Below are 13,498 nucleotides of genomic sequence, written 5' to 3' on the forward strand. Positions count from 1 at the left end.
GGCCGGCCTAGTTCGCGGGCGCCGGCGGGGAAGGCAGCCGCGCCAGCGTCTCGTTGGAGAAGAAGAACTTCGCGCGTCGTTCGGGCAAGGCGATCTCGCGCGTGCGCGCCAGCCAGGTCTCGGGCAAATAGTAGAGCGGCACCACGTAGAAGCCGGACAGCAGCAGCCGGTCGAGCGTGCGCACGGTCGCGACGAAATCCTCGCGCGAGCGCGCGGCCAGCAGCGCCTGCAATGTCGTATCGATCGCCGGCGAGCGCGCACCGGCATAGTTCAGCGCGCCCTTGCGTTCGGCGTTGGCCGAGCCCCAGCGGCCGATCTGCTCGTTGCCGGGAGAGGCCGAGGCCGGCCAGGTCCACTGGATCATGTCGAAATCGAAGGTGGAGAGCCGGCGCCAGTACTGGACGTCGTCGATCAGCCGGACCGAGACGGCGATGCCGAGGCGGGCGAGCGAGGTCGCGTAGTTCAGCGCCAGCCGCTCCTGCGGCCGGTTGGTGACCGTGATCTCGAAGCCGAACACATCCCCCTTGCCGCCCTTGCGCAACTGCCCGTCGTTGAGCCGGTAGCCGGCAGCCTCGAGCAGATCGAGCGCGCGGCGGGCCTGGTCGCGGTCGCGGCCGGAACCATCAGTCGTGGCCGGTGCCCAGGTTCCGGCGAGGATGTCGTCGCGCACGGCGCCGGGGAAGGCGGCAAGCAATGCCTTCTCGCGCTGGTCGGCGGGGACACCGAGCGCCGAGAGCTCGCTGTCGGCGAAGAAGCTGCCGGCGCGGCGATAGACACCGTGGAACAGGTTGCGGTTGGCCCATTCGAAGTCGAACAGCATGGCCAGCGCCTCGCGGACGCGGATATCGGAAAACTGCGGGCGGCGGGTGTTGAAGACCAGCCCGGTCATGCCCTTCGGCGCCTGGAAGCGGAAGGTGTCACGGACGATCCGGCCGTCGCGCACAGCCGGGACGTCGTAGCCGGTCATCCAGCGCGTCGGGTCGCTTTCGAGGCGGACATCATAAAGTCCAGCCTTGAACGCTTCGAACAATGCGTTGGAATCGCGGTAGAAATCGTATCGGATCTCCTCGGCGTTGAAGAGCCCGCGGGTGAGGGGATGATCCTCGGCCCAGAAATCCTTGCGGCGCTTCAGGCGCAGCATCTCGCCAGGCTTGACCTCCTCGACGATGTAGGGGCCGGAGCCGAGTGCCGGCTTGAAGCTGGTGTCGCCGAATTTCTCGGCGTCGGTGGCGTGCTTGGCGAAGATCGGCATGGCGCCGATCACCAGCGGCAGCTCGCGGTTGGAGCCGTCGCCGAGCTCGAAGACGACGCGGTCCGGCGAGGGCGCCTCGACCTTGGTCACCCGCGCCAGGCTGGAGCGGTGAAAGGGCTTGCCCTTGGTCTTCAGCATCTCGAAGGTGAAGATCACATCCTCGGCCGTGACGGGCCTGCCATCCGCGAAGCGGGCGCGCGGATCGATCTGGAAGGCGAGGCGGGTCCGTTCCGGGTTGAGCTCGATCTTGCTCGCCAGCAGGCCATAGGCGGTGAACGGCTCGTCGGCGGAGCGGACGAGCAGGCTCTGCTGGACATAGCGCGGCACGGCGTCCGGAGCGACGCCGAGCACGACGAGCGGATTGAGGCTGTCGAACGTGCCCTGCTGGCCGAAGATGATTCGCCCGCCCTTGGGCGCCTTGGGGTCGGCATAGGGAAGGTGCTCAAAGCCCTTGGGAAGCTCGGGCTCGCCATGCATGGCGATCGCATTATCGTTCTCGGCGGCGAGCGTACGCAGCCCGTCCGCGAGCCCGAAAGCCGCGAGACTCGCGAGGACGAGCCCGAAAATCCAAACCGGGCGCGCCAGGGCGCGGATACGTCGATGCATGCTCAAACCTGATTCCCTGCCGCAGGATAACATGCGATCAAACTTGTCGCGTGGCGCTCTTCGGGCTGGAAACCTGCTGCAGAACTCGCTAAACGCAGGCCGGGCGTCATTCAAACGCCTCAATCGCGCTTGATGTGCTCACGCCGCTACCGGCTCCGGCACCGTGCCGGTTGAGCCTTGGGTGATGCACGCCGCCGGATATGGCGGCCGAACGAGTTTCCATGGTCAAGGAATCGCAGATGTCAGCTTCGACCCGCCTGTCCCAGAGCCAGGGCGCCACCGCGAAGAGCACGGTCCGCAGCCTCGCGCTCGTGCTGGGCGCCGCCGTCGCTCTTGCTCCCGCCGCTTCATTCGCGCAGCAGGCCCAGCCGCGTCCGGCTCCGAGCCGCCCGGCGCAGCCCGCTCCCGCTCCGGCGCAGCCGGCCCAGGGCCAGGCTGCCCAGACCGGCCCGACCGTCGTGCAGGTCAAGCCCGAGCCGTCGCAGACGACCTGGACCAAGGTCTGCGGCAAGGATCAGGCCGCGAACAAGGAAATCTGCTACACGACGCGCGATTTCGTCTCGGATCAGGGCCAGCCGGTCCTCGCCGTCGCCGTCTATGACGTGAAGGGCGATCCGAACAAGATCGTGCGCTTCCTGATGCCGCTCGGCCTGTTGCTGCAGCCCGGCATCCGCTTCGGCGTCGACACGGCGCAGCCGACGCCAGGTCGCTATGCGGTCTGTTTCCCGAATGGCTGCTTCGCCGAGGCGCAGGTCAAGGACGACTTCATCAACGCGATGAAGAAGGGCACCAACCTCAACATCAGCGTCCAGAACCAGGCGGCGCGTGAGGTTTCCTTCAGCATCCCGCTCGCGGATTTCGCCAAGGGCTTCGACGGCGCGCCGATCGACCCGAAGGTGCTGGAAGAGCAGCAAAAGCAGCTTCAGGACGAGCTCGCCAAGCGCCAGGAAGAGCTGCGCAAGCGCCTCGGCGGCGGCGCCGCCGATGCCACGCCTGGCGCGGCTCCGGCCCCGGGCACCCCGGCTGTTCCCGGCCTGGCCCCGGCTCCGGGTGCGACGCCGGCTCCGAAGCCCTGATCTGCCGACCAGGCGAACCCATACCGACGCCGGGCCTCGTGCCCGGCGTTTTCGTTAGACCTTCTGTTTCAGCATCGGATTTCTCCGAAAAGTGGACTCCACTTTTCAGTGCGATGCTCTGGTTCAGGAGACAGTGCGCTCGGCGCGCTTCACCTGTTGCCAGAGCGCCTCGAGCTCTTCGAGCGAGGCCTGGCGCGGCTCGCGCCCTTCCTGCTCCAGCGCCGCTTCGATACCGGCGAAGCGCCGTTCGAACTTGGCATTGGCCGCCGTCAGGCAGGCCTCGGGATCGGCGTCGACATGGCGGGCCAGGTTGGCGATGACGAAGAGCAGGTCGCCGATCTCCTCCTGGATCGCGGCCTTGTCGCCGCCGGCGAGCGCCTCTTCGATCTCGGCGGTCTCTTCACGGACCTTGTCGAGCACCAATCGGGCATCGTTCCAGTCGAAGCCGACCGTCGAGGCCTTGGCCTGGAGCTTCCAGGCCCGGGTCAGCGAGGGCAGGGTGGTCGGCACGCCGGCGAGCACGCCCTTGGCCTCCGCCGGCTCCAGCAGCCCGGCCTGCGCCCTCGCGCGCGCCTTATCGGCCTTCTCCTGCGCCTTGATCTGTCCCCACAGCGCCTTGACCTCAGCGGGCGACAGATCTCGGGCATCGCCGAAGACATGCGGATGCCGGCGGATCAGCTTGGTGGTGATCGCCTCGACGACATCGGGGAAGGCGAAGCTGCCCTGCTCTTGCGCCATCCTGGCGTGGAACACGACCTGCAACAGGAGGTCGCCGAGCTCATCCTTGAGATCGACGAGATCGCCACGGGCGATGGCGTCGGCGACCTCATGGGCCTCCTCGATTGTGTAGGGGGCGATCGAGGCGAAGTCCTGCTCGAGATCCCAGGGGCAACCGGTGCCCGGGGTGCGCAGCGCGGCCATGATCTCGATCAGGCGCTCGATGTCGCGAGCTGGCTTCATCGCTGCAATCCTCTTCAGGTTGGGGTAGCGTCCTCCCATGATTCAAGTCACCCCGTCCATCGCGATCGACGAAAGCGAGATCGAGGAGAGCTTCGTGCGCGCCTCCGGTCCGGGCGGGCAGAATGTCAACAAGGTCTCGACCGCCGTCGAGCTCCGGTTCGACGCCCGCCGCTCGGTTTCGTTGCCCAATGACGTCGCGCTCCGCCTGATGAAGCTCGCCGGCAGCCGGCTGACGCAAGATGGCGTGATCGTCATCACGGCGCAGGAGCATCGCAGCCAGAGCCGCAATCGCGAGGAGGCGCTGGCGCGGCTGATCGAGCTGATCCGGCAGGCTGAAATTCGACCCAAGGTCAGGCGAGCGACCAAGCCGACCAAGGCCTCGAAGGAGCGGCGCCTCGCTTCGAAGGAGCGGCGCTCCTCGGTCAAGTCAGGCCGAGGCAAGCCGAGGCTGGACTAGGTTCGCGGTCATGAAAAAGGTGAGGCCGATGGCTCGGCCTCACCCGGAGATCGACAGCTGTCGATGAACGGGCTGAGCCCGTCAGCGCTTGATGTCAGTGCCTGCCTTGCCGGAGGCTCCGGCACTGCCCCTGGCTGCGCCGGCAGGGGCTTCGACACCTCCTGCCGTACCCGCCTTGACCTTGACGCCGGCCTTCGCGCCGGGAGCGCCGACTTGTGCATCGACGCCGGTGTCGGCGCCGCCAACGGCACCGGGCGCGGAGGTCGTCCCACGAGCCTGGCCACGAGTCTGGGTATCGGTCGTGACACCCTGGGCCAGGACGGGGCCGGCCAGCAGGGCCGACGCGGCGAGCACGATCACGGACGTCTTGATAGCCTTCATCAGCTTCTCCTCGTTGCTGCGCGACGGGTCGCGGCCGATCTGTTGCGCCGCTCATAAGGCGATCGGCAGCCGCGCTTTTCGAAGCACGAGCGACGCACACGCGATGCAAGCGACGGGGTTTGACCATTCTGAGAGATTTCAAAGGTGATTTCGCGAGGTGCCGGCCTTAGTCAGGCCCAATATGAGGCGAATCCCGCAATGCCGTCCGGGCTGCGGGCAGGGGGCTGGCGTGAGCGAGACTGAACGGGACGAGACGGCGAAAGCGCGACCGGCGCCCAAGAAGATCACGACCGCATATCTGCGGCAGGCCGCTCTCCACTATCTCGGGCGCTATTCGGTACCGGCGGCGCAATTGCAGCGCGTCCTCCTGCGCAAGGTCGAGCGCAGTTGCCGACATCACGGGCTCGACCCGCAAGCGTTCCGGGCGCTGGTGGACGAGATCGTCGCGTCCTGCGTGGCCTCCGGCCTGGTCGATGATCGGCGGTTCGCGGAGGCGAAGGTGCAGAGCCTGCGCCGCAAGGGACGCTCGGCGCGCGCGGTAGCGGCAGGGCTCGCGGCGAAAGGGATTGGGCGGGAGCTGGTCGCGGACACGGTGACAGTGGATCCGCAGGTCGAGCTGGAGGCGGCGCGCACCGCAGCGCGCCGCAAACGCCTCGGTCCGTGGCGCCGTGGCGATCGCGCGGAGCAGCGTCAGAAGGACATTGCGGCGCTGGCGCGCGCCGGTTTCAGCCTGACGATCGCCCGCGCCGTGATCGACGGCGCGGGCGAGGGCGCGTGACTGCCCGTTCGCTCAATCCGGCTTGACGTTGGCCTCGGCGACGACCTTGCCCCAGCGTGCGACCTCGGTCTTGACGAAGTCGCCGAAGGCGGGACCGTAGAGGTTCGGGATTTCCGAGCCGTTTCTCTTCCAGGCCTCGGTCACCGTGGGCGCAGCCAGGGCCTTCTGCAGCTCGGCCGTCATCTTCGCGACGATCTCGGGCGGCGTGTTCTTCGGCGCCCACATCGCATACCAGGTCGAGACCTCGTAGCCCGGCACGCCCGCTTCGGCCGTGGTCGGCACGTCCGGGAAGGCGCTGGCGCGCTTGGGCGCGGCGACAGCGAGAGCCCGCAGCGTGCCGCTGGAAATCTGCGCCGCAGACGAGCCGAGGCCATCGAAGGCGAGGTCGACCTGGCCGGCGACGAGGTCCTGCATCAGCGGGCCGGCGCCGCGATAGGGGACGTGGGTCAGGTTCACCTTGGTGGTGAGCTTGAACAGCTCGCCGGCGAGATGGTGCGTCGTGCCATTGCCGGCAGAGCCGTAGTTCAGCTTGTCCGGGTTCTTCTTGGCAAAGTCGATCAGCTCGGCGAGCGTCTTGGCCTGGACCTTGCCGGGATGGACGACCACGACCTGTGGCGGCTGGGCGATCACGCCGATCGGGATGAAATCGGTCTGGATGTTGTAGTCGAGCTTGGGATAGAGCGCCGGAGCGATGGCGTGATGTGCGGCGCCGATGAAGAAGGTGTAGCCATCAGGTGCCGCCTTCGAGGCGGCCGAGGCGCCGACCGTGCCGCCGGCGCCGCCGCGGTTGTCGATCAGGATGCGCTGGCCCAACTGCTGTTCGAGCTGGGCGGCGAGGGGGCGGGCGAAGGCGTCGGTGCCGCCTCCGGCCGGGAACGGCACGATGAAGCTGACGGGCCGCTGCGGCCAGGATTGCGCCGTCGCCGGTGTCGCCGGGACGAGCTGGACAAAGGTGGCGAGCGCCAGTGCGCCGAGCCAGCCGGACTTCAACATCGATGTGACCTCCCTGGGATTTCGCGGACTCTTCAAGGTCTTTGCGACTGCGCTTGCGGCGAGCGCCGAGCGTTGCGTCAGATTAGCGCATCGCGACCTGCGAATGGCAACCCGACCAAGGTCGTGGTGGCCTGGCCCGACGCCGGAGCCGCACGACCTTGGTCAGCGTCGCAACTCCTTGGCGTCGAGGTCCCAGAGCAGCTTGTCGCTGGTCGAGACTGCGACCGCGCCGTGGCCGATCGCGGCGATGGCCAGTTCGCGGGTGCAGACGAAGCCGGAGGCGACGATGGGGGGCATCGCCTTGCGCAGCTGCGCGTTGACGAAAGGCAGGATCGGCGCCGGCATGAGCTGGGCCAGATGCGGCTTGCTTTCGGCCAGCGCATGGATGCTGCGCGGCAAGGTCGAGCGATCGGTCACGAAGATCTTCTGGATGGTGACGAGATCGGCCCGCTTCGCCCGCTGGATCGTCGCAACGCGGGTCGAGACGATGCTCTTGACGCCGATATCGACCAGATAGTCGACGCCGCCCTTGTCCTGAGACAGGCCGTCGCAGCTGTCGATGTTGAGGATGGCGTATTTCCCGGCCTTCTCCAGCGTCTGGATCACACGCTGGAGCTTGCGGAGCTCGATATTGGCGACGATCGCGATCGTCGCGCGGCTGGCGATGAAGGCCTCGATGGGTTCGGCCCCGTACACGGTCGCGATGACCGGGTGGCGTGCCAGCTGCACGGCGAAGGACTTATCCATCAGTTCCCGGGGGTCATGTCGCGAAGAACCTCGTCTCCCAAACCGAGCTTGCCGGGATTCAGGATGTTTTTCGAGTCGAGCGCCCGCTTGACGGTTTCCATCACGGAGAAAGCCGGGCCGAGCGAGGCCTGCATATAGGGCGCACGCAGCAGGCCGACACCGTGATGGTGGCTGAGCGCCGAGCCATGGCGCAACAGCACCGCATTGGCCGCGTCCCAGGCCTGCCGGTACCAGTTGGCGCGCTCCCCGACGGCGACTTCCCCGCGCAGCGAGAAATAGAGGCAGGCGCCGTCGATATAGGCATGCGACTGATGAGCCGAGCCGGCCAGCGTGCCGGGCACCGCGGCGATGGCGGCGACGACCTCGGAATAGACCGTGGCCAGGCTGCTCCAGGGGCCGGCCATTTCCAGCGTGTCCGAGACGAAGCCGGGCGAGGGGGTGAAGCCCTCGGCGCTCTTGCCGGTCAGATAGCGTGTATCGAGCCAACGCTCGAAGATGGCCTCGCCGTCCAGCTCCTGGCCGAGCTCCTCGCAGACCTTGCGGCTGATCGCCATCACGGCGTCGACCATCTCCTGCGGCCCTTCATCGGCGATCAGCAGGACATTGGTCTGCGGCAGCTGGAACTGCACGCCGCTCTCCCAGGCATCGTAGAGCCGCAGGGCGGCCGGGTTGGCGCCACGCTGGACGATCTCGCGACAGGCGTCGAGGCCGATCGCGAAGCTCTCGAAGCCATAGGCGATGGCGCGGCCGTAGTCGGGCAGCCGGTGCAGCTTCAGGCGGGCCCGTACGATGATGCCGAGCGTGCCTTCCGAGCCGATGAAGAGCTGGAGCAGATCGCCGCCCTGCGCGGCCCGCGGATAGCCGCCAACGGTGACGAGGCTGCCATCGGCGAGGACGACATCGAGGCTGAACACCATGTCCTCGATCTTGCCGTAGCGCGTCGAGAGCTGTCCGGCGCCGCGGCAGGCGACCCAGCCGCCGACCGTGCTGATCGCGAAGGAGGAGGGCCAGTGGCCCATGGTCATGCCGTAGCGGCTCTGGATCGTCTGCTCGAAGATGTCGCCGAACATGCCGGCCTCGACCTCGACGATCTGGCTCTCCCTGTCGAAGCCGACCAGCTTGTTGAGCTGGCAGACATCGAGAACGATGCCGCCTCGCACCGGCAGCGCCGCGCCGGTGACGTTGCTGCGGCCGGCCGACACGGTGACCGGGATCGACGCCGCATGGGCAATCCGCATCACCGCCTGGACCTGCTCGACGCTGGAGACCTTGACCACGACCGCCTGCGGGGTCGCGGGCTTGCCGGCGGTCTCGGTGATCATCGAGCCGGCCCACCAGTCACGCGTCCAGCCGACGACGTCGCTTGTCGCGGTCAGCACCTCGTCGGCGGCGGCCCGCAGGGAATCGAGGACCGCCGGACCGACTGCAATCGGATCGCGTTGCAGGCCGGGGACGTCGGAGCCTTCCTTGATGCGTGCGACCCAGCCGGGCGGGGTATGCGCCCCCACGACGTATCGGCCGCGATTATAACCCCGGCGAATCGCCTCTTTGCTCAACATCTCAGTGTGCTCCCATCAGAACGGATTTTTCATGAGCGACCGAGGCCTGGTAGTCGCGCACCTGGCGCGCCACGGTCTCCTCGGACAGTCCAAGCTCGGATCGCAGGATCTCGCCGACCCGCGCCGCCGCGCGGGCCGAGGCGTCGCGCGCCATCAGGCGGGCACGGATGCGGCGGGACAGGACATCCTCGACCGTTCCGGCCAGTTCGTGCCGGACGGCGTAGACGACCTCGGCCTCGCAATAGGGCAGGCCCTCGACGATCGGGGCGACGAGGCGCGGATCAGCCGCAAGCAGGTCGCTGACGAAGCACGACTCCGTGCCGTAGCGCTCGCCGAGCTGGGCCGCGAGACCGCCCGAGGCGGTGATCGCCTGCGGATCGTAGCCGGCAGCGCCGATCAGGTGGGCGCTCCTGGTCCGGCAGCGTTCCTTGCGGCCGAGGATTTGCTGAGCGGCGTCGATCGTCTGCTCGGCCATGTGCCGCGAGGTCGTCAGCTTGCCGCCGACGATGGTGACAAGCCCGTCCGGGGCGACATGGACCTTGTGATCGCGCTTGATGTCGAGCGTCTTGCCGCCCGGCGGAGCCACGAGCGGCCGGCAGCCGGCGATGCTGCCGACGACATCCTCGGCCGTCAGATCGGTCCTGAGCGCCGAGCGGGCGCCTTCGAGCAGAAAGTCGAGCTCGCGCCTTGTGCACAGCACCTCGTCGAGATCGCCGTCATAATCCTCGTCGGTGGTGCCGAGATAGGAGACGTTGCCCCAACGGGTGATCGTGGCGCGGCGGCTGCGGCCGGGCACGGGAATCGTCACCGTGCAGTCATTGCGGATCTTCAGCCAGGGCACCGCGACATGGACGCCCTTCGCCGGCCGGATCGACAAGGAGGGGTCATCGCCCTTGCGGACGCCACTCCAGTCGCGCAGCCAGACGCCGGTCGCCATCACCACGACCTTGGCCCTGACCCGGATCTCGCGCTCATCGGCCTGGATGATCGCGCCGTCGACCTTGCCGTGGTGGTCGCGCGTGACCTCGACCGCCCTGGCGTGATTAACAATGGCCGCACCGCGCGCGACCGCCGAACGAGCCAGACTCAGCGTCAGGCGCGCATCGTCGACCCGGGCGTCGAAATACAGGAAGCCGCCTCGGAGCCCGTCCTCCCTGAAGCTCGGGCAATGAGCCAGCACCTCGGCCTTGCTCAGGCTCTGATGCAGGATGCCCTCGCGCCAGCCGCCGGCGAGATCATAGCTCCAGAGCAGGCCCTTGAACGCCTTGGCGAGGCGCTTGTCGAAGACGCCGTTCTGCTCCAGCACCGGGAAGAGGAAAGGCAGCCGCTGCACCAGATGGGCGGCGTTGCGGCGCAGCCTCTGGCGCTCGAGCAGGGAATGGCGAACCAGGGACAGGTTGCCCTGCTCGATATAGCGCAGGCCGCCATGCACCATCTTCGAGGATTTCGACGAGGTGCCGGAAGCGAAATCATCCTTCTCGACCAGGGCGACGCGATAGCCGCGCAGGCTGGCGTCGAAGGCCGCATAGGCGCCGGTGACGCCGCCGCCGACCAGCAGGATGTCGAAGCCCTCGGTCTCGAGCCGGTCGAGCTGCTCGCCACGGTTCCAGCGCAAGGGCTCGGTGCGCGCCAGTTCCGCCCGTTCCCGGGCCGAGTTTCGCGACAGGAAGGAAATCATGGTCTGCGGTTATCCTGAGAAGCGGCGCCGGAGCGCCTTGCATGCTCCAGCTCTGAGGCCAGCCGCGCCTGCCATTGCTCGCAGCGCAGCGCGCGCTCGCCGGCCGTGATGCGGGCCTCGAAAACGTCGTCGGGCTGCTCGGTTTCGCCCTCGCGTGGCAAGGCGTCCCAGAACAGGCCGGAGGAGCCGGCGAGATAGGCCGCGCCGCGCAAGGTGGCGCGGGCGGTGTCGCGCTTGCGGCGGATCGGCACGCCGGCGAGATCGGCCTGCATCTGCAGGAGCGCGTCGCTGCTCGACAGGCCGCCGCCGACGATGAGCTCCTTCACCGCGACGCCTGCCACTTCCTCGTTCGCCTTCAGGCTGAGCGCCACCGACTGCGCGATACCCTCGAGGATCGCATAGGCGAGCTCGGCGCGGCTCGAGGCCATCGAGAGACCGCTGAGCGCCGCGCGCGCCGCGGGCTGGATCCGCGGAACGCGCCAGCCGGTGAGGGCTGGCAGGAAGGCGATGCCGTTCGCCGAGGTCACGCTCGCCGCCAGCTCGCTGATCTGGCTCGGCGCCTCGAACCAGCGCATCTCCTCGCATAGCCAATTGAGGGCCGAGCCGGTGGTCGCAGCGAAGGTCTCGACGGCCAGATGCGTCGCACCGTTCTGTCGGCGAGCCGTCATGATCAGCGTGCCGTCATAGGGCGAGGCTTGCGCCGGCGGCTCGGTGCCGACGATCAGGTCGACGAAGCTGCCGGTGCCGTGGATGCACATGGACTGCCCGCGCTCCAGGCAACCGAGGCCGATCGCGCCGGCATGCTGGTCGCCGATGCTTGCCAGGATCGGGACGTCGATGCCGAGCAGCGCCGGATCGGTCCTGCCGAAATCATCCGCGTCCTCGCGCAATTCCGGTAGCAGGGCCGCGGGAAATCCGAGTGCATCCAGCCAGTCGTGCTGGTAGCGGTGCTCAGCGAGCACATAGGCGCCCGCCGAGGTCGCATTGGTCGGCGTGGTGACGAGCGGATGGCGCGCCGACAGATGCCAGAGCAGCCAGGTGTCGATCGTCCCGAACGCCAGGCGCCCATCCCTGAAGGCCTGCGCGACCTGCGTCGTTCGCTCGATATGGCGGGCCGCCCAGAGATAGGGCGAGCGCACGCCGGTCGGCCTGCCGATCTCGGCGATCAGCCGCTGATCCCAGGCCGGGGCGAGCCGGCCGAGCTCGGTGGCGTACTGCGTGTCCTGCCAGACCATGGCGGGCACGAGCGCCCGCCCGCTCACCTTGTCCCAGAGTACGCAGGAGGCGCGCTGCGTCGCGACGGCGAGCGCCACGATACGCAGGCCCTCGCATTCGGCCTGCGCAATGGTCGAGCGGCAGACGTCGAGCGTGCCCGCAAGGAGCGCGTCGGCATCCTGCTCGACCACGCCCGGCCGCGGCGCATCGACCGAGAGCGGCTGATAGGTGAGGCAGGATACCACCCCGCTGGCATCGACGACGGCCGCCCGGGTTCCGGACGTGCCCTCGTCGATGGCGAGGATGACCTCGCGCGCGGCGCTCACGACCGCGCCGCGCTGCTCGCCGGGGCGAGCCCGGCGGTCGAGATGCGGTCAGCTGCGAACTGAGGCGCGCCTGGCTCGTTGTCGACATTGATCGTGGTGCGGGTCGGATCCCAGTTGATCGAGAAGCAGATGACGCTGGCGATAAGCGGCACCACCGACAGGATCAGGAAGGTGGTGTTGAGGCCGTAGCTCTCGCGGAATATCGGGAAGATGAGCAGCCCGAGCGCGGCGCCTACAGCCCCAAGTGCGCCGATGACACCGTTGGCGCCGGCCCTGAGCTCACCGCGAAAGGAGAGCGAGGACAGGCTCTTGCCATTGGCGCCGGGGCCGCCCGAATGGAAGAGGATGAACAGGGAAGGCACGATCGCTGCAGCCCAGAGCGGCAGCTTGTCGCTGAAGAGCCCAAGGATCAGCAGCATCACGAACACGGCCGCGAAGCCGATCGCCGAGGCGCGGCGCAGGCCGAGCGTCTTGCCGATCAGCGGCGAGAGGAAGCCGCCGAAGATGCCGAAGACATTGAACAGCAGCGCACCCAGCGTGGCCAAGACGAAGTCACGCCCGAACAGGGCCGCGCTGATCAGCGGCAGATACCAGCCGACTGCGAAATACTGGATCGACTGCGCGATCTGCACTGTCGCGGCCAGGATCGTCCGGGGCAGATAGACGCCGCGGAAGATCAGCAGCACATTGGCGAGGCCGCGCGTGGCCTGGTTCTCCACCGGGATGCGCTCGGCGGGCGCAGCGGCCTGAAACGGCCGGCCATAGATGCGCCCCATCGCCCGGGCCGCCTCGTCGAGCCGCTCCTTGCGGGCGAGCCAGATCGGGCTCTCCACCAGAAACAGCGCCTGGAGCACGAGGATAGTCAGGCCGAAGATGGCAGTGGCGGCGACGGAGTAGCGCCAGATCGTGTCGCCGACATTCCAGGAGAAGAACAGCAGCGCGAGCAGGAGGTTGGTGCAGACCGCTAGGTACCACATGCCCTGCCAGGTATTGAGGCGGCTCTTGAACCGCGCCGGCGTGAATTCGGCCAGTACAGCCATGGCGATGGCGAAGTCGATGCCATAGGCCGCCCCGACGAAGAAGCGCCCGACCAGGATGACCTCGAAGCTCGGCGCGAAGACGACGAGCAGCGCGCCGACCACCGCCAGAACCTTGGCCAGGATCAGTGGCCGCACGCGGCCCCAGCGATCGGCCATCCAGCCGCCGATCGGGTTGAAGGCGATCGCCACCCAGGAGGCGAAGGAGGTCATCAGCGCCACTTGCGACGCCGACAGACTGAGATTGCGCGTCATCGGCGCAAGGCCGGCGCTGAGTGCGGAATTGGAGAAAGCGTCTAGAAACAGGCCGCCGAGGGCCAACCACCAGATGACGCCGGCCCGGCCCTGAATTCCATCACGAGAATCGATGTAACTCGTGACGTCGTCGATTCCACGAATCTTGACGATGCTTGCTGACATTGAAGACCTCCCC

12 protein-coding genes are annotated in these 13,498 nt (G+C 67.8%); 3 read left to right on the forward strand and 9 right to left on the reverse strand.

Going from position 1 to position 13,498, the window contains the following annotated elements:
* Positions 1-7 precede the first annotated feature (7 nt).
* Positions 8-1,858: an extracellular solute-binding protein gene (locus tag AC07O0_RS07465; RefSeq protein WP_494621506.1), complete on the reverse strand. Its 1,851-nt coding sequence runs from the start codon at positions 1,856-1,858 to the stop codon at positions 8-10.
* A gap of 239 nt (positions 1,859-2,097) precedes the next feature.
* Between AC07O0_RS07465 and AC07O0_RS07470 the strand changes: the two genes are divergently transcribed.
* Complete coding sequence (locus tag AC07O0_RS07470) at positions 2,098-2,934, forward strand: invasion associated locus B family protein (RefSeq protein WP_494621508.1); 837 nt, start codon at positions 2,098-2,100, stop codon at positions 2,932-2,934.
* Between the two features lie 123 nt (positions 2,935-3,057).
* On the opposite strand, the gene mazG is transcribed toward AC07O0_RS07470, so the two are convergent.
* A complete protein-coding gene (gene mazG / locus AC07O0_RS07475) occupies positions 3,058-3,894 on the reverse strand; it encodes a nucleoside triphosphate pyrophosphohydrolase (protein ID WP_494621510.1) in 837 nt (278 codons plus the stop codon).
* A 37-nt stretch (positions 3,895-3,931) separates the two neighbouring features.
* Between mazG and arfB the strand changes: the two genes are divergently transcribed.
* Positions 3,932-4,351, forward strand: coding sequence for an alternative ribosome rescue aminoacyl-tRNA hydrolase ArfB (gene arfB / locus AC07O0_RS07480; RefSeq protein WP_494621512.1), 420 nt, complete (start codon positions 3,932-3,934; stop codon positions 4,349-4,351).
* 81 nt (positions 4,352-4,432) lie between these two features.
* Here the strand turns inward: arfB and AC07O0_RS07485 are convergent, their stop codons facing one another.
* Complete coding sequence (locus AC07O0_RS07485) at positions 4,433-4,732, reverse strand: hypothetical protein (RefSeq protein ID WP_494621514.1); 300 nt, start codon at positions 4,730-4,732, stop codon at positions 4,433-4,435.
* 229 nt (positions 4,733-4,961) lie between these two features.
* Between AC07O0_RS07485 and AC07O0_RS07490 the strand changes: the two genes are divergently transcribed.
* Entirely contained in the window at positions 4,962-5,510 is a 549-nt protein-coding gene (locus tag AC07O0_RS07490) for a regulatory protein RecX (RefSeq protein ID WP_494621516.1), read from the forward strand.
* 12 nt (positions 5,511-5,522) lie between these two features.
* On the opposite strand, the gene AC07O0_RS07495 is transcribed toward AC07O0_RS07490, so the two are convergent.
* The 6 genes from AC07O0_RS07495 to AC07O0_RS07520 all read right to left on the reverse strand — a co-directional run bounded on the left by AC07O0_RS07495 (position 5,523) and on the right by AC07O0_RS07520 (position 13,485).
* Positions 5,523-6,503, reverse strand: a complete 981-nt coding sequence (locus AC07O0_RS07495) for a Bug family tripartite tricarboxylate transporter substrate binding protein (protein ID WP_494621519.1) — start codon at positions 6,501-6,503, stop codon at positions 5,523-5,525.
* 162 nt (positions 6,504-6,665) lie between these two features.
* The gene (locus AC07O0_RS07500; RefSeq protein WP_454027579.1) at positions 6,666-7,250 is read right to left on the reverse strand and encodes a glycerol-3-phosphate responsive antiterminator; all 585 of its coding nucleotides are present in this window, start codon (positions 7,248-7,250) and stop codon (positions 6,666-6,668) included.
* Entirely contained in the window at positions 7,250-8,758 is a 1,509-nt protein-coding gene (locus tag AC07O0_RS07505) for an FAD-binding oxidoreductase (protein WP_494621521.1), read from the reverse strand. The genes AC07O0_RS07500 and AC07O0_RS07505 overlap by 1 nt, the downstream gene beginning before the upstream one ends.
* Positions 8,759-8,810: 52 nt before the next feature.
* Complete coding sequence (locus AC07O0_RS07510) at positions 8,811-10,487, reverse strand: glycerol-3-phosphate dehydrogenase/oxidase (protein WP_494621523.1); 1,677 nt, start codon at positions 10,485-10,487, stop codon at positions 8,811-8,813.
* Complete coding sequence (locus AC07O0_RS07515) at positions 10,484-12,028, reverse strand: FGGY family carbohydrate kinase (protein ID WP_494621525.1); 1,545 nt, start codon at positions 12,026-12,028, stop codon at positions 10,484-10,486. The genes AC07O0_RS07510 and AC07O0_RS07515 overlap by 4 nt, the downstream gene beginning before the upstream one ends.
* Positions 12,025-13,485, reverse strand: a complete 1,461-nt coding sequence (locus AC07O0_RS07520) for an MFS transporter (protein WP_494621527.1) — start codon at positions 13,483-13,485, stop codon at positions 12,025-12,027. Before AC07O0_RS07520 ends, AC07O0_RS07515 begins: the two co-directional genes overlap by 4 nt.
* Between the last annotated feature and the right edge of the window lie 13 nt (positions 13,486-13,498).

Source organism: Allobosea sp. GW821-FHT10B12 (assembly GCF_059415545.1).